The organism is Mycobacterium sp. (assembly GCF_050701515.1).
Taxonomy (GTDB): domain Bacteria; phylum Actinomycetota; class Actinomycetes; order Mycobacteriales; family Mycobacteriaceae; genus Mycobacterium.
Genome location: NZ_JBOGDB010000005.1, coordinates 1 through 14,273, shown reverse-complemented (window position 1 = coordinate 14,273; position 14,273 = coordinate 1). Strand labels below are relative to the sequence as shown.

15 protein-coding genes and 2 pseudogenes are annotated in these 14,273 nt (G+C 67.7%); 2 read left to right on the top strand and 15 right to left on the bottom strand.

Annotation, left to right across the window (positions count from 1 at the left end; translation table 11 throughout):
- Nucleotides 1-29: 29 nt before the first annotated feature.
- The 5 genes from carA to pyrR are packed head-to-tail and all read right to left on the bottom strand — an operon-like array spanning nucleotide 30 to nucleotide 4,440.
- Complete coding sequence (gene carA, locus ACRDU5_RS00775; protein WP_526612313.1) at nucleotides 30-1,145, bottom strand: glutamine-hydrolyzing carbamoyl-phosphate synthase small subunit; 1,116 nt, start codon at nucleotides 1,143-1,145, stop codon at nucleotides 30-32.
- On the bottom strand, nucleotides 1,138-1,641 hold the full coding sequence (locus tag ACRDU5_RS00770; RefSeq protein WP_526612312.1) for a PH-like domain-containing protein: 504 nt from the start codon (nucleotides 1,639-1,641) through the stop codon (nucleotides 1,138-1,140). Before ACRDU5_RS00770 ends, carA begins: the two co-directional genes overlap by 8 nt.
- Nucleotides 1,638-2,930: a dihydroorotase gene (locus ACRDU5_RS00765; protein ID WP_526612311.1), complete on the bottom strand. Its 1,293-nt coding sequence runs from the start codon at nucleotides 2,928-2,930 to the stop codon at nucleotides 1,638-1,640. The genes ACRDU5_RS00770 and ACRDU5_RS00765 overlap by 4 nt, the downstream gene beginning before the upstream one ends.
- Nucleotides 2,927-3,880 (bottom strand): aspartate carbamoyltransferase catalytic subunit, encoded by a 954-nt coding sequence (locus ACRDU5_RS00760; protein WP_526612310.1) that lies wholly within the window; start codon nucleotides 3,878-3,880, stop codon nucleotides 2,927-2,929. Before ACRDU5_RS00760 ends, ACRDU5_RS00765 begins: the two co-directional genes overlap by 4 nt.
- Nucleotides 3,877-4,440, bottom strand: a complete 564-nt coding sequence (gene pyrR / locus ACRDU5_RS00755; protein ID WP_526612309.1) for a bifunctional pyr operon transcriptional regulator/uracil phosphoribosyltransferase PyrR — start codon at nucleotides 4,438-4,440, stop codon at nucleotides 3,877-3,879. The genes ACRDU5_RS00760 and pyrR overlap by 4 nt, the downstream gene beginning before the upstream one ends.
- Nucleotides 4,441-4,565: 125 nt before the next feature.
- On the opposite strand from pyrR, the gene ACRDU5_RS00750 reads away from it, so the two are divergent.
- Nucleotides 4,566-5,768 carry a serine hydrolase domain-containing protein gene (locus ACRDU5_RS00750; protein ID WP_526612308.1) on the top strand — a complete coding sequence of 401 codons (1,203 nt, stop codon included), beginning with the start codon at nucleotides 4,566-4,568 and terminating at the stop codon, nucleotides 5,766-5,768.
- 231 nt (nucleotides 5,769-5,999) lie between these two features.
- Here ACRDU5_RS00750 and ACRDU5_RS00745 read toward each other — a convergent pair whose 3' ends face one another.
- The 6 genes and pseudogenes from ACRDU5_RS00745 to ACRDU5_RS00720 all read right to left on the bottom strand — a co-directional run bounded on the left by ACRDU5_RS00745 (nucleotide 6,000) and on the right by ACRDU5_RS00720 (nucleotide 10,104).
- Nucleotides 6,000-7,277 (bottom strand): glycosyltransferase, encoded by a 1,278-nt coding sequence (locus ACRDU5_RS00745; protein ID WP_526612307.1) that lies wholly within the window; start codon nucleotides 7,275-7,277, stop codon nucleotides 6,000-6,002.
- Nucleotides 7,274-7,663 carry a hypothetical protein gene (locus ACRDU5_RS00740; RefSeq protein WP_526612329.1) on the bottom strand — a complete coding sequence of 130 codons (390 nt, stop codon included), beginning with the start codon at nucleotides 7,661-7,663 and terminating at the stop codon, nucleotides 7,274-7,276. The genes ACRDU5_RS00745 and ACRDU5_RS00740 overlap by 4 nt, the downstream gene beginning before the upstream one ends.
- A 12-nt stretch (nucleotides 7,664-7,675) precedes the next feature.
- Nucleotides 7,676-7,864, bottom strand: a pseudogene (locus ACRDU5_RS00735) (TetR/AcrR family transcriptional regulator); the annotation flags it as partial.
- 83 nt (nucleotides 7,865-7,947) lie between these two features.
- On the bottom strand, nucleotides 7,948-8,433 hold the full coding sequence (gene nusB, locus ACRDU5_RS00730; protein WP_526612306.1) for a transcription antitermination factor NusB: 486 nt from the start codon (nucleotides 8,431-8,433) through the stop codon (nucleotides 7,948-7,950).
- 2 nt (nucleotides 8,434-8,435) lie between these two features.
- Nucleotides 8,436-8,996 carry an elongation factor P gene (gene efp, locus ACRDU5_RS00725; protein WP_526612305.1) on the bottom strand — a complete coding sequence of 187 codons (561 nt, stop codon included), beginning with the start codon at nucleotides 8,994-8,996 and terminating at the stop codon, nucleotides 8,436-8,438.
- A gap of 22 nt (nucleotides 8,997-9,018) precedes the next feature.
- Nucleotides 9,019-10,104 carry a M24 family metallopeptidase gene (locus tag ACRDU5_RS00720; protein WP_526612304.1) on the bottom strand — a complete coding sequence of 362 codons (1,086 nt, stop codon included), beginning with the start codon at nucleotides 10,102-10,104 and terminating at the stop codon, nucleotides 9,019-9,021.
- Nucleotides 10,105-10,137: 33 nt separating this feature from the next.
- On the opposite strand from ACRDU5_RS00720, the gene ACRDU5_RS00715 reads away from it, so the two are divergent.
- Nucleotides 10,138-10,713, top strand: a complete 576-nt coding sequence (locus ACRDU5_RS00715) for a B-4DMT family transporter (RefSeq protein ID WP_526612303.1) — start codon at nucleotides 10,138-10,140, stop codon at nucleotides 10,711-10,713.
- Here the strand turns inward: ACRDU5_RS00715 and aroQ are convergent.
- The 4 genes and pseudogenes from aroQ to aroC all read right to left on the bottom strand — a co-directional run bounded on the left by aroQ (nucleotide 10,710) and on the right by aroC (nucleotide 14,122).
- Nucleotides 10,710-11,150 carry a type II 3-dehydroquinate dehydratase gene (aroQ, locus tag ACRDU5_RS00710; RefSeq protein WP_526612302.1) on the bottom strand — a complete coding sequence of 147 codons (441 nt, stop codon included), beginning with the start codon at nucleotides 11,148-11,150 and terminating at the stop codon, nucleotides 10,710-10,712. The two genes, ACRDU5_RS00715 and aroQ, sit on opposite strands and share 4 nt — an antisense overlap.
- Nucleotides 11,147-12,235 (bottom strand): 3-dehydroquinate synthase, encoded by a 1,089-nt coding sequence (aroB, locus tag ACRDU5_RS00705; protein WP_526612301.1) that lies wholly within the window; start codon nucleotides 12,233-12,235, stop codon nucleotides 11,147-11,149. Before aroB ends, aroQ begins: the two co-directional genes overlap by 4 nt.
- A 130-nt stretch (nucleotides 12,236-12,365) precedes the next feature.
- A pseudogene (locus ACRDU5_RS00700) lies at nucleotides 12,366-12,887 on the bottom strand (shikimate kinase); the annotation flags it as partial.
- Nucleotides 12,887-14,122, bottom strand: a complete 1,236-nt coding sequence (gene aroC, locus ACRDU5_RS00695; RefSeq protein ID WP_526612300.1) for a chorismate synthase — start codon at nucleotides 14,120-14,122, stop codon at nucleotides 12,887-12,889. The pseudogene ACRDU5_RS00700 and the gene aroC, both read right to left, overlap by 1 nt.
- Nucleotides 14,123-14,273: the final 151 nt, after the last annotated feature.

The following is a 14,273-nucleotide window of genomic DNA, read 5'->3' as shown; positions in this document are numbered from 1 at the left end:
AGGCACGTTCGCGGAAATGGACACCTAGCTCACTCCCCTGCCATCAGGTCGACGAACTGGTCGAAGAGGTACTCGGCGTCGTGCGGCCCGGCCGCGGCCTCGGGATGGTACTGCACCGAGAAGGCCCTTCCATCAACGAGTTTGATCCCTTCCACCACCCCGTCGTTGGCGCAGGTGTGACTCACCTCCGCGGTGCCGAACGGGGTGTCGAACTGCTCCCCCGCCTCGCCTTCCAGCGCGAAGCCGTGATTCTGGGCGGTGACGGCGACCCGGCCGGTGGAATGGTCGATGACCGGCACATTGATGCCGCGGTGGCCGAATACCATCTTGTAGGTCGAGCGGCCCAGCGCACGGCCGAGGATCTGGTTGCCGAAACATATGCCGAACAGCGGGATTCCGGCGCTCAGCACCTCGCGGGTGACGCCGACGACGTGGTCCGCGGTGGCCGGGTCACCCGGTCCGTTGGACAGAAACACGCCGTCCGGTTTCAGATCGGCGATCGCCTCGAAGGTCACCGAGGACGGCAGCACATGGCTGCGGATGCCGCGGCGGGCGAAGTTGCGCGGCGTGTTGGTTTTGATGCCCAGATCGATCGCCGCCACGGTGAACCGTTGCGGCGCATCCGGTTCAACGTCGTAGCCATCGCCGGTGCTCACTTGGCCGGCCAAATCCGCGCCCAGCATCGACGGCTGGCTGCGCACCCGCGTCAGCAGCTCGTCGGGGTCACCGAGGGCGTCACCGGAGAACACACCGGCCTTCATCGAGCCGAGGCTGCGCAGATGACGCACCACCGCGCGGGTGTCGATGCCGGCGATGCCGACGACACCCTGCCGGACAAGCTCGTCCTCCAGCGTTCCGGTGGCCCGCCAACTCGACGCGCGCGGCGACGGGTCGCGGACGGCATAACCGGCCACCCAGATCTTGTCGCCGCGGCTTTCCGCGTCCTCGTGGTTCCACCCGGTGTTGCCGATCTGCGGGGCGGTGGCGATGACGATCTGGCGGTGATAACTGGGATCGGTCAGCGTCTCCTGGTAGCCCGACATGCCGGTGGAGAACACCGCCTCACCGAGCGTCTCGCCGATGGCGCCGAACGGGGTGCCGGTGAAAATGCGGCCGTCGTCGAGGACCAGCAGTGCCCTACTCACTGTCCGCCTCCAACCAGTCCGGGTATTCTCCGCGGTCGTCACCACGAAAACCGGTGTCGATCTCCATGCCCGACGGAAGTCGCCATCGGATCGCCAGAATTCCGTCCCGAGCAGCCACCCTGCCGGCGACGAAACGCTCGGTGCGAATCGACGTGATCGACTCGTCGGGTATCCACAGCGACCGGACACCTCTCCGTGTGAGCATGATGCCCTGGGAATGACGCGTCAGCACCGCTTTTGCGCCGTCGCCGAGGTCGCTGCCGGCGATTCGCTCGAGTCGATCTGGCGCGAATGCACTGCCCACGTAGAGGCCGGTCATCTCGGGAATGACGGCCGGCCCCACATCGTCCGGCAGCGGCGGAAGGGCGCCGATCACCGGGCCCTGCTCCAGGGCGCGCCGCTTCCAGCCGCGCATCATCGCACGGAACATCAGAATTATGAGCACCAGCAGCAGGGCCGCCATGATCAGCGACGCGACCAATGTCCCCGTGTTCATGCAGACGATTTTCCGTCCCGCGCGGTCACTTTGCCACGCAATAACGTCATGGTGACCGCGGCCGGCAGTGTCATCGACTCGTACGGGGTGTTGTCCGACCGGCTGGCCAGCTCCGCCCCGGCCACCGTCCACGTCGCGTCGGGATCGACAACGGTAAGGTTCGCCGGCTCGCCGACGTCGAGCGGCCGGCCCTGGTCGGGCAGCCCGACGATGCGCGCGGGGTTCTCGCTCATTACCCGCGCGACGTCGCGCCAGCTCAGCAGCCCCGGTCGCACCATCGACTCGACCACCACCGACAGCGCAGTCTGCAGACCCAGCATGCCGGGCCGGGCCACGGCGAACTCGCACATTTTCTCGTGTTCGGCATGCGGTGCGTGATCGGTCGCCACGCAGTCCACCACGCCGTCGGCCAGCGCCTGTCGCAGCGCCTCGGCGTCGGCGGCTTCGCGCAGCGGCGGGTTGACGCGGTTGCGCCCGTCGTAGGTGGCCAACCGGGCGTCATCGAGCATCAGATGGTGCGGTGTCACCTCGGCGGTTATCGAAATCCCCTGTGCCTTGGCCCATCTGAGAATCTCGATGGTGCCTGCGGTGGAGGCGTGGCAGATGTGCACCCGGGCTCCGGCGTCGCGGGCCAGCAGCGCGTCGCGGGCCACAATGGCCTCCTCGGCGGAGCGCGGCCAGCCGGACAGGCCCAGCCGGGCGGCGTTGGGACCCTCGTGCGCAACGGCGTTGACGGTCAGCCGCGGCTCCTCGGCGTGCTGCGCGATCAGGACGCCGAGTCCGGTGGCGTACTCCAATGCACGACGCATCACCAACGGGTCGTGCACGCACACACCGTCGTCGGAAAACATGCGGACCTGGCCCGCGCCCGCGGCCATCATTCCCATCTCGGTGAGCTGGCTTCCGGCCAGTCCCATGGTGACCGCCCCGACTGGGTGCACGTCGACCAGCCCAACCTGCTGGCCGCGATGCCACACATGGTCGGTGACCACCGGGTTGTCCGCCACCGGCGTGGTGTTGGCCATCGCGAACACCGCTGTGTAACCGCCCAACGCCGCTGCGGCAGAGCCGGTTTCGATGTCCTCGGCGTATTCGCGGCCGGGCTCACGCAGATGGCTGTGCAGGTCGACGAAACCCGGCAGCAGGATCTGGTCGGTGGCGTCGATGACATCGGCGTCTTCGGGGATGGACAGGTCCGCGCCGATGTCGGTGATCTGGCCGTCATCGACCAGTACGTCGACCCGGTCACCCTCGCCGTAGGGACGTACGCCCCGAAGCAACACGCTCATGCGCTGATCGCCTCCTGATCGGCGCCCACCAGTAGATGGAACAGCACCGCCATCCGGACATGCACACCGTTGGAAACCTGTTGCAGCACAGCCGATTGCGTCGAGTCGGCAACCGAAGAGGAGATCTCCATGCCGCGCAGCATGGGACCGGGGTGCAGCACCACCGCGTTCCCGGGCAGCATGGCCTGCCGCTTCTCCGACAACCCGTATAGCACCGAGTACTCCCGGGCCGACGGGAAGAAACCGCCGGTCATCCGCTCGGCCTGCACCCGCAGCATCAGCACCGCGTCGGCGACGGGCAGCTCGGCATCCAGGTCGTGCGACACCGTCACCGGCCACTCGGCCACCCCGACCGGGAGCAGCGTCGGCGGCGCCACCAGCACCACCTCGGCGCCCAGCGTGTCCAGCAGCACGACGTTGGACCGGGCCACCCGGCTGTGCAGGATGTCGCCGACGATCACTACCCGCTTGCCCTCGATGCCGCCCAGCCGCTGGCGGATGGTCAGCGCGTCGAGCAGCGCCTGGGTCGGGTGTTCGTGGGTGCCGTCGCCGGCGTTGATCACCGACGGACCGCCGTCCGCGGTGGCCGTCCACTCGGCGAGCTGTTGAGCCGCCCCGGAGGCGGAATGGCGGATGATCAACGCGTCCGCCCCCGCCGCGCGCAGCGTCAGCGCGGTGTCGCGCAACGACTCACCCTTGACCACCGACGAGCCGGACGCGCTGACATTGATGACGTCGGCGCTCATCCACTTGCCCGCCACCTCGAACGACACCCGGGTACGGGTGGAGTTCTCATAGAACATGGTGATGACGGTCCGGCCGCGTAGCGTGGGCAGCTTCTTGACCTCGCGGCCCAACAGCGCCTCACTGAACCGGTCGGCGTCGTCGAGGATGGCCGTGGCGTCCTCGCGGGACAGATCGGATGCCGCCAGCAGATGCCTGGGACTCATCGGGAGATCACCACCCCGTCGCGGTCGTCGTCCTCGGCGAGCAGCACGTGCACGCTCTCGCTTTGCGAGGTCGGGACGTTCTTGCCGACGTAGTCGGCCCGAAGCGGCAGCTCGCGGTGGCCGCGGTCGACCAGCACGGCCAACTGCACGGCGCGGGGGCGGCCGATGTCGCGCAGGGCGTCCAGCGCCGAGCGCACCGAGCGGCCCGAATACAGCACGTCGTCGACGAGGACGACCAGCGCGTCGTCGATGCCGCCCGCGGGTATCGACGTCTCCTCCAGCGGCCGTGGCGGCTTGATGTTGAGGTCGTCGCGGTACAGCGTGATGTCCAGCGCACCATGGGGGAGCGCCACCCCGGCGAACTCGCTGATCCTGTCCGCCAACCGGGCGGCAAGCGTCACGCCCCGGGTCGGGATGCCGAGCAGAACGACGCGCGGCGCGTCGGGACCGTCCAGAGCGGTCTTTTCGATGATCTGATGCGCGATGCGGGAAATGGTCCGGCCGACATCCGCCGCGGACATCAACTCCCGGTCGGTGCCTGACGAGTCGGTGGCGCCCAAGCGACCCTGACCTCCTTCTCCGCCTCTCTGGACGGATCGTTAAAGGACGTCGAACTGCGGGGAGCTTAGCACCCGCGATCCGGTCGGCCGTCAGCGACACCAGCGCGCTGACTACGCTGGGCGCGGTGAATCTCGACGGCAACCAGGCATCCATTCAGCAGGCCATCGACGCGGGCCTGCTCGCGGGGGCGGTCACGCTGGTGTGGCAGACCGGCGACGTGCTACAGGTCAACGAGCTGGGCCACCGCGACGTCGACGCCCGACTGCCGATGCAGCGCGACACCCTGTTTCGCATCGCGTCCATGACCAAGCCGGTCACCGTCGCGGCGGCACTGGCCTTGCTCGAAGAAGGCAAGCTGGCGCTGGCCGATCCGGTCGCGAAGTGGTTGCCGGAGCTGTCCGACCTGCGGGTGCTGGCCGAGCCGCGCGGCGCGCTGGACAAGACCGTCGCCGCCCAGCGGCCGATCACCATCGACGATCTGATGACCCACCGCAGCGGACTGGCTTACGCGTTCTCGGTGCTGGGCCCGCTGGCGCGCGCATACGACAAGCTGTCGCTGCGTCAGGACCAGGATCACTGGCTGGCCGACCTGGCCGAGCTTCCGCTGGCCCATCAGCCCGGCGAGCGGTTGACCTACAGCTACGCCACCGACGCGCTCGGCGTCGCGCTGTCGCGGATCGAGGACAAGCCGCTGGCCGACGTGTTGTCCGAGCGCATCTTCGGACCGCTGGCCATGTCCGACACGGGCTTCAGCGTCGGCCCGACCGGACGCCGGCGGGCGGCGACCATGTACAAGCTCGACGAGGATAACGTGCTGCGCCACGACGTGATGGGTCCGGCGCCGATCACGCCGCCGCCGTTCTGCTCGGGTGGAGCGGGCTTGTGGTCGACGGTCGACGACTATCTGCGGTTCGCCCGGATGCTGCTGGCGGGCGGGACGCTGGACGGGGTGCGGGTGCTGTCCGAGGAATCCGTCCGGCTGATGCGCACCGACCGGCTGACCGACGAGCAGAAGCGGTATCCCTTTCTGGGAATGCCGTACTGGGTGGGCCGCGGGTTCGGGCTGAACCTGTCGGTGGTGACCGACCCGGCGAAGTCGCGGCAGTTGTTCGGGCCGGGCGGCGTCGGGACGTTCAGTTGGCCGGGCGCCTTCGGGACGTGGTGGCAGGCCGACCCGTCGGCCGATCTCATTGTGCTGTATCTGATTCAGAACCTTCCGGACCTGTCGTCGGATGCCGCCGCGGTCGGCGGCAACACGTCGCTGGCCAAACTGCAAAGCGCGCAACCGAAGTTCCTTCGCCGCACATACCGGGCTTTGGAGATGTAGTAGGCCGCAACACCAATGGGCCCCTCTGTGGCGAGAGGCCCATTGGCGGGTGTTGCGGCTACTTCGGCGGTGCCGGATCCGGGCTGCCGCTCTGCCCAGGATCGTCGGCCTTATTGCCGCCGAGGCCGGTCACCTTCTTCACGACGTCTCCGAAACCTGAGTCCTTCAATCGGCTGGAAGTTCCACAATGTGATCATCACTTCGCGGTGCAGCGAAGGGGTGAGTAGCCGGCTACTCCAGTTTCGGCTGGATCGCGCTCATCGATGGGCTCTCTAGTTCGGCAACCAGCGCACCGGAGGCGGCATCCTCACGAATGATTCGCCCCAGCCGCGCTGCGGCTTCCCGGTACCCAGCATCGCCAAGGATCTGGCGAACGGCCCCGGCGATCTCTTCTGGGTGAGCGCCGCTCTTGACGGTGATGCCCGCGCCTCGTGCGGCGACACGGGCGGCGTTGTCGGCCTGATCCCGTCCCTGCGGTATCACGACGAGCGGCACGCCCGCGGCCAGTGCGCGCACGACCGTGCCGTGTCCGCCGTGCGTGACCACGGCGCTTGCGTGCTTGAGCACCTCGGAATGCGGTGCCGCCGCGAGGACTTGGACGTTACTTGTTGGCCGCAGCGCCGTGGGGTCGACGGACTGTCCGGTGGTGACGATGCCGCTCACGGGCAGCGATGCCAGACTCTCGATGACCCGCTGAAGGCAGTCGACTTGGTCCTGGAACGTCGAAGACATCGCCACCAGGACAAGCGGGTTCTCACCGGGCGGCGGGTTCCACACTTGATCCACGGCCCAGGCGGGGTCGTCGAGCACCGGGCCGACGTAGTAAACATTGCCCGGCAATTCGGCCGGAAAGTCAAAGCTTGACGAGCTCAGCACGAGCAACTTGCTAGCCCTGCGCGCCTGGTCCCAGAAGTCGGCAATCTGCCCTAGTCCGTATGACTCTCGCAGCGCGTTGACCCGGCCAAGACCCTTGTTCCACTGCCGGGTGACGAGAAGGCGAATCGCCCAATTCCGTACTCGGCTCAGCGGGTTGGTGGACGGCTGCAAGCCAAGACCGAACGGGGGCAGTCCACGGGCAGGCAACCCGTAGATGTTCGCCATCAGAACGTGGTACGGCACACCGGCGCCTTCGGCGGCGACCATCGCGCCGATCGCGAAGAATGAGCACACCACCAGATCGGGACGCCTGTCCTTGATTGCGGCGGTCAAATCGGCCGCGTAGGCCGGCGCCGGAGTCGCGAGCAACCCGTCCAGCATCCGGGTGAACAGTTGAAACGGCGTACGAATTTCCCAGTCTTGGAAAGGATCGTTCTCGGGGCGGCGATCGGGCCGATTGATCGCTGTAGTCCACGGCCGGAAGATGGCGCCCGTCGCCTGGACCTCTTGGATCATCGAGTCCTCGGCGAGGACCTCGACGCGGTGCCCGCGTTCCACCAACCGCCGGGCGGCGCCGAGCTCGGGTGGGACCGTTCCGCCGCCGTCAACAAGGGCGAAAAGATACGAACTCACGGTCGTCTCGCATTGATCACCCCGAGTACCAAATCGGTCATGACTCGCTGTGTCTCGTCTCGACTCAGCCCGAGGTCGCGTCGCAACAGTTTCCAGACATAGACATCGGTCGCGGCGTAGATACTGTTGATCGCCCGTTCCCTCGCCTTCTTGGGACTCGGCAGCGAGTTCGCGAAGACCGTCTCGATCCACAGTCGATGACTGCGTCGGGCCATGCCGAGTATCTCTGCAAGGCGTTCGACATCCAGAGCGCTCGTCAGCATACGAATGTTGAGGTCGCCCATGCGTTCATACTCATCGACGAGCGCCTTGAGCGCTCCTCTGGCGTCTCCGGGCCGGACGTCGAACCGCACAGACGCCGTCTCGTCACGAACCAACTCGGCCATGGCGAATGCGACACCCTCCTTGGATTCGAAGTGGTTCAGCACGGTTTGGTGCGATACGCCTGCCGCCGCGGCGATCTCGTTCAGAGTGACATCTTCATACCGCCGGTCGAAGAAAAGGCGGCGCGCACCGCGAACAATCCGCTCACCCGTGGCCGCCGTCGCCTCAGCCCGTGTCAGTGTGCGATTCGGTACTTTTTTCATTTGAGTACCACTCAAACATATCGCTTGACCCCCAGTCAAGTGAAACTTTCCCGGTTGCGGCGATGGCTACCTGGGTGCGGCCATCATGAATTGTCGGATGTGCCCCGCGCGGCGCCTCGGACGGCTTCTGAGGCCGCCCGGATCTGCGGCGTCAACAGCATCACCTGGCCGAGCACTCCGTTGACGAAGCCCGGCGAATCATCGGTGGACAGCTGCTTGGCAAGTTCGACCGCCTCGTCGACGGCGACCGGCTCCGGGACATCGTTGGCGTGCAACAGTTCCCACACCGCGACCCGCAGGATAGCCCGGTCGACGGCGGGCAGCCGGTCCAGCGTCCAGCCCTGCAGATGCGCCGAGATCAGGTCGTCGATGTGCGCGGCGTGCTGCGTGACACCCTGCGCCACCGTCACGGTGTAGGGGTTCAGCGCGGGTACCTCGGATTGGGCGTGCGCCAGCTCATTTCGCGCATCGGCGACCTCCGCCGGGGTGATGCCGCGGGCCTCCGCCTCGAACAGCAGATCGACAGCCCGTTTACGGGCCCGATGCCGGCCCCGGTCGGGCTTGGGCATGGTCAGTTGACTCGCCCCAGGTAGCTGCCGTCGCGGGAATCCACCTTGAGCTTGTCGCCGGTGTTGATGAACAGCGGCACGTTGATCTGCGCGCCGGTCTCCACGGTGGCCGGCTTGGTGCCGGCGCTGGACCGGTCGCCCTGCAGCCCCGGCTCGGTGTGAGTGACCTCGAGTTCGACGGTGACCGGCAGTTCGATATACAGCGGCGTGCCGTTGTGGAAGGCAACCTGCACCGGCAGGCTCTCCAGCAAGAAGCGGGCGGCATCACCGACCAACGACTCCGGCAGGTGGTGCTGCTCGTAGTCCTCGCTGTCCATGAACACGAAGTCGGAGCCGTCGCGGTATAGGTAGGTGGTGTCGCGGCGGTCGACGGTGGCGGTGTCGACCTTGACCCCGGCGTTGAACGTCTTGTCGACCACCTTGCCCGACAGCACGTTCTTCAGTTTGGTCCGCACGAAGGCCGGCCCCTTGCCCGGCTTAACGTGCTGGAACTCGACGATGGTCCAGAGCTGGCCGTCGATCTGCAGGACGAGCCCATTCTTGAAGTCGGCGGTCGATGCCACGGTCGGTACTACTCCTAGTCTCTCAAGAGAGAATCGCCAGCTCCTTGGGGAACCGGGTAAGCAGGTCTGGCGCAGACTCGCCGACGACCAGGGTGTCCTCGATGCGGACACCGCCGCGATCGGGCAAGTAGACACCGGGCTCCACGGTCACCACGGAGCCAGCAAGGAGTGTACCGGCGGCAGTCGCGCTGATCCCCGGTGCTTCGTGGATCTGCAGCCCGACGCCGTGACCCAGCCCGTGCGTGAAGTTATCGCCGTAGCCGGCATCGGTGATCACCTGTCGCGCCGCGGCATCCAGGTCGCGCAGGGAAACCCCGGGCGCCAGCGCCTCCCGGCCGGCCCGCTGGGCCCTCTCCACCAGCTGGTAGAGGTCGAGCTGCCACTCGGCCGCCGGTGCCAGCACGAACGTCCGCGTCATGTCGGAGTGATAGCCGCAGACCAGGGCGCCGAAATCGATCTTGACGAAGTCGCCCGACGCGAGCACGGCGTCAGTTGGCCGGTGGTGCGGGATCGCCGAGTTGGCCCCGGTCGCCACGATGGTTTCGAACGAAACCCCGTCCGCCCCGTGATCCAGCATCAGCGACTCCAGCTCGCGGCCCACCTCCCGCTCGGTCCGCCCCGGCCGCAGCCCGCCGGCCGCTACCAGTTCGGCCAGCGCCGCGTCGGCCGCCTCGCAGGCCAGCAGCAACAGCGCCACCTCGCCGGCATCCTTGACCTCGCGCAACTCTTCGACCGTCCCCGCCGCGCGGACCAGTTCGGTCTCGCCGGCCTCCTTCGCGAGCGCGTCAAACCCTTCCACCGTGACCACGTGGCTCTCGAAGCCGACCCGCCGCAAGCCATCCGCGGCCGCCCGCCCGGCCAGGTAGGTCGCGCACGCGCGTTCGATGACCAGTTCGGCGTCCGGCGCCTGCTGGCCGGCCTGGGTGCGGTAGCGCCCGTCGGTGACCAGCACCGGCGTGTCATCGTCCGCGCGGATCAGCAGGGCGGCGTTGGAACCGGTGAAACCGGACAGATAACGCACGTTGACCAGGTGTGTTACCAGCATGGCATCCAGTCCGGTGGCGCTCAGCCGGTGCCGCAGACGGTCCCGACGCTGAGATATCGTCACAGGCCTTGACGCTACTCGCTACGCTGTGTGCCCATGACTAACTGGTTGCTGCGCGGACTCGTATTCGCGGCCCTGATGGTGTTCATCCGATTGGTGCAGGGCGCTGCGATCAACGCGTGGGAGACCAGGGCGGGATTGATCAGCATCGTGCTGGTCGTGCTGTATGCGATCGCGGCGTTTGTCTGGGGGCTGCTCGACGGCCGCGGGGACGCCGAATCCAACCCCGATCCCGACCGGCGGGCCGACCTGGCGATGATGTGGCTGCTGGCCGGCCTGTTCGCCGGAATCGTCAGCGGCGCCGTCGCGTGGTTGATCTCGCTGTTCTACCAGGACCTCTATGTCGGTGGGCTGATCAACGAGCTCACCACGTTCGCGGCGTTCACCGCGCTGCTGACCTTCCTTGCCGCGCTCGCCGGTGTCGCGCTCGGTCACTGGCTCATCGACCGCCATGAAGACAAAGTGCCGCGCAAACACCACGGCCTGGCCGCCACCGACGAGGACCGGGCGGACACCGATGTGTTCGCCGCCGTGCGACAGGACGACCAGCAGACCGCCCCGGTAACGACCGACGAAGCCGCCACCCAAGCGCGTCGCGAGGAGCAGCGCTAACCCGTCGACGCCAGGTAGCGCAGCGCCAGCACGTAACCCTGCACGCCAAGGCCGACGATGACGCCGGTGGCCAGCGCGCTCAGGTAGGAGTGGTGCCGGAACTCTTCGCGCGCATGCACATTCGAGATGTGCACCTCGATCAGGGGGGCGCGCAGCTCGGCGCAGGCATCCCGTAGGGCGATCGACGTGTGGGTCAGCGCGCCCGCGTTGAGTATCACCGGTTCGCCTGCGTCGGCGGCGCGGTGGATCCACTCCAGCAGCTCAGCTTCGCTGTCACTCTGCCGCACAACGGCTTTCAGCCCCAGCTCGGTGGCTTCACGTTCGATCAGCGCTACCAGATCATCGTGGGTGGTGTCGCCGTACACCTGCGTTTCACGGGTGCCGAGGCGACCCAGATTCGGGCCGTTGATCACGTTCACCGTCGAGAACCCGGTCATGACTGTGCCACCTCCGCGTACGCCGCCGCCAACAGCGACGGATCCGGGCCTTCCAGCCGTCCCGGTTTGGCCAGCCCGTCGAGGACGACGAACCGCAGCACGCCCGAGCGGGTCTTCTTATCCCCGGCCATGTATTCCAGCAGCTGCGGCAACGCGTCGGCGTCATAGCTCACCGGAAGACCGAGCGACGTCAGGATCGAGCGGTGCCGGTCGGCGGTTCCATCGTCGAGTCGTCCGGCCAGCCGGCCCAATTCGGCCGCGAACACCAGGCCAACCGACACCGCGGCACCGTGTCGCCACTGGTACCGCTCCCGCCGTTCGATGGCATGCGCCAACGTGTGGCCGTAGTTGAGGATTTCGCGCAGCTGCGATTCCTTCTCGTCGGCGGCGACGACCTCCGCCTTGACGGTGACGGCGCGCCGGATCAGTTCGGGCAGCACCCGCCCGGCTGGGTCCAGCGCCGCATCGGGATTCTCCTCGATGAGGTCGAGGATGACCGGGTCAGCGATGAACCCGGCCTTCACGATCTCGGTCATGCCTGCCACGATTTCGTTGTGCGGCAACGTCTCCAGCGTGGCGAGGTCGACGAGCACGGCGGCCGGCTGGTGGAATGCGCCGACCAGGTTCTTGCCGGCGTCGGTGTTGATACCGGTCTTTCCGCCGACGGCAGCGTCCACCATGCCGAGCAAGGTCGTGGGCACGTGCACGATGTCAACGCCGCGCAGCCAGGTAGCGGCGACGAATCCCGCCACGTCGGTGGCCGCTCCCCCGCCCAGGCTGACGATGGCATCCTTTCGTCCGACGCCGATGCGACCCAGCACCTCCCATATGAACCCGACGACGGGCAGCTCCTTACCGCCTTCGGCATCCGGGATTTCGATGCGGTGCGTGTCGATTCCCTTGTCGGACAGGTGGTTACGGATGGCTTCGGCCGTCTGCGCCAGCACCGGCTGGTGCAGGATCGCGACCTTGTGTCGGCCGTCGAGGAAACGGCCCAACTCGCCCAGCAGTCCGGCGCCGATGATCACCGGGTAGGGCGGGTCGACGGCCACCTCGACCGTGACCGGTGCGGTGAGGTCAGTCATGGCGGGCCTCAGCGCGGCGAGCCAACTCCGCAGGGCTGGCGGGCGTGGTCGGCTCGGACGGGTCCGGTGTCAGCGACACCGGCGTACGGCGCCACGACGGGCGGCGCGGCCTCCGCTGTGGCTTCGGCGGTGCGTCATCGGAGCCGGGATTCTCCAGCCGCGACACGATGTAACGCACCACCGCACCGGGGTTTCGGCGGTTGGTGTTGACGCGGATGGTTGCCGCCCGCCGGTACAGCGGCACCCGCTCGGCCATCAGCGCCCGGAACTTTTTGGCCCGATCGTCGCCCGCCAACAGCGGCCGCACGGCGCTGCCGCCGGTGCGGCGCACCCCCTCGGTGGCGCTGATTTCCAGGTAGACGACGGTGTGTCCGGAAAGTGCCTCGCGCACACCGGGGCTGGTGATGGCGCCGCCGCCCAGCGACAGCACCCCGTCGTGTGATGCCAGCGCATCCCGAACGACTTCCTCCTCGATGCGGCGGAACTCCTTCTCGCCGTCGTCGGCGAAGATGTCGGCGATGGACCGGCCGGTGGTCTCCTCGATCGCGGCGTCGGTGTCCAACAGTGTGACGCCCATGGACTTGGACAGTCGCCGACCGATCGTGGATTTACCCGAGCCGGGCAACCCGATCAACACCGCCGTGGGCGCCATCAGCCCGACGCCTGCGCCGGTTGAGCCGGCTCGCGGGCGGCTTCCTGCTGTTGTGCTCCTCGGGTGCGCACCGCGCGCAGATAGGTGTCGAGGTTGGCGCGGCTCTCGGTCAGCGAGTCGCCGCCGAACTTCTCCAGCGCAGCGCGGGCCAGCACCAGCGCCACCATGGTCTCGACCACGACACCGGCGGCCGGCACCGCGCACACGTCGGAGCGCTGGTGAATCGCCACCGCCTCGTCGCCGGTGGCCATGTCCACCGTGGCCAGCGCCCGCGGGACGGTAGAGATGGGTTTCATGGCGGCGCGCACCCGCAGCGGCTGGCCGTTGGTCATGCCGCCCTCCAGCCCGCCGGCCCGGTTGGTCGATCGCATCACGCCGCCGGGCCCCGGGTGCATCTCGTCGTGGGCGACGCTGCCGCGACGCCGTGCGGTTTCGAAGCCGTCACCGATCTCGACACCCTTGATCGCCTGGATGCCCATCACCGCGCCGGCCAGCTGGCTGTCGAGACGGTTGTCACCACTGGTGAACGAGCCGAGCCCGATCGGCAGTCCGCTCGCGACCACCTCGACGACGCCCCCGAGGGTATCGCCGTCTTTCTTGGCGGCCTCGATCTCGGCGATCATCCTGGCCTCGGCGTCCTTGTCGAACGCGCGGACCGGACTGGCGTCGATGCCGGCCAGGTCGGCCGGCTGCGGCGGCGGCCCGTCGTAGGGATCCGACGCACCGATGGAGATGACGTGCGAGAGCACCTCGACGCCCAGCGCCTCCCGCAGGAAGGCCCGGGCGACGGTGCCGGCGGCGACGCGGGCGGCGGTTTCGCGGGCACTTGCCCGTTCGAGCACCGGACGGGCGTCATCGAAGCCGTACTTGAGCATGCCGGCGTAATCGGCGTGACCGGGCCGCGGGCGGGTCAACGGCGCATTGCGGGCGCTCTCTTCCAACTCGGTTGGGTCGACGGGGTCGGGCGCCATCACGGTTTCCCACTTGGGCCACTCGGTGTTGCCCACCTCGATGGCGATCGGGCCGCCCAGGGTGACGCCGTGCCTGACGCCGGCCAGCATGGTGACCTGGTCGGCTTCGAACTTCATCCGCGCGCCGCGGCCATAGCCGAGCCGACGACGGGCGAGCTGGGCGGCGATGTCGTCGGAGGTGAGGTGGACTCCGGCGACCATGCCCTCGACCACGGCAACCAGGGCGCGGCCGTGGGATTCACCAGCAGTAGTCCAACGCAACACGCGTCCCATCTTTCCACGGCGCGCTTTGCCTGCAGAAATCCGTGAGTTGTCCACAGTTGCGTGTTCATCCACAGATCGGGTCGGCAGTGCGGTCCATCGCACGCATGTTCGATAGCGTGGAAGCATGAGTTCGGTCATCGGCCCCGAGGCG

What these genes read in the sequence shown, in the direction of transcription:
- ACRDU5_RS00770 (WP_526612312.1), bottom strand. Translation starts at nt 1,641, where the DNA reads ATGAACACGGGGACATTGGTCGCGTCGCTGATCATGGCGGCCCTGCTG.
- ACRDU5_RS00765 (WP_526612311.1), bottom strand. Translation starts at nt 2,930, where the DNA reads ATGAGCGTGTTGCTTCGGGGCGTACGTCCCTACGGCGAGGGTGACCGG.
- ACRDU5_RS00760 (WP_526612310.1), bottom strand. Translation starts at nt 3,880, where the DNA reads ATGAGTCCCAGGCATCTGCTGGCGGCATCCGATCTGTCCCGCGAGGAC.
- ACRDU5_RS00740 (WP_526612329.1), bottom strand. Translation starts at nt 7,663, where the DNA reads ATGGCCGAGTTGGTTCGTGACGAGACGGCGTCTGTGCGGTTCGACGTC.
- nusB (WP_526612306.1), bottom strand. Translation starts at nt 8,433, where the DNA reads ATGCCCAAGCCCGACCGGGGCCGGCATCGGGCCCGTAAACGGGCTGTC.
- ACRDU5_RS00715 (WP_526612303.1), top strand. Translation starts at nt 10,138, where the DNA reads ATGACTAACTGGTTGCTGCGCGGACTCGTATTCGCGGCCCTGATGGTG.
- aroQ (WP_526612302.1), bottom strand. Translation starts at nt 11,150, where the DNA reads ATGACCGGGTTCTCGACGGTGAACGTGATCAACGGCCCGAATCTGGGT.
- aroB (WP_526612301.1), bottom strand. Translation starts at nt 12,235, where the DNA reads ATGACTGACCTCACCGCACCGGTCACGGTCGAGGTGGCCGTCGACCCG.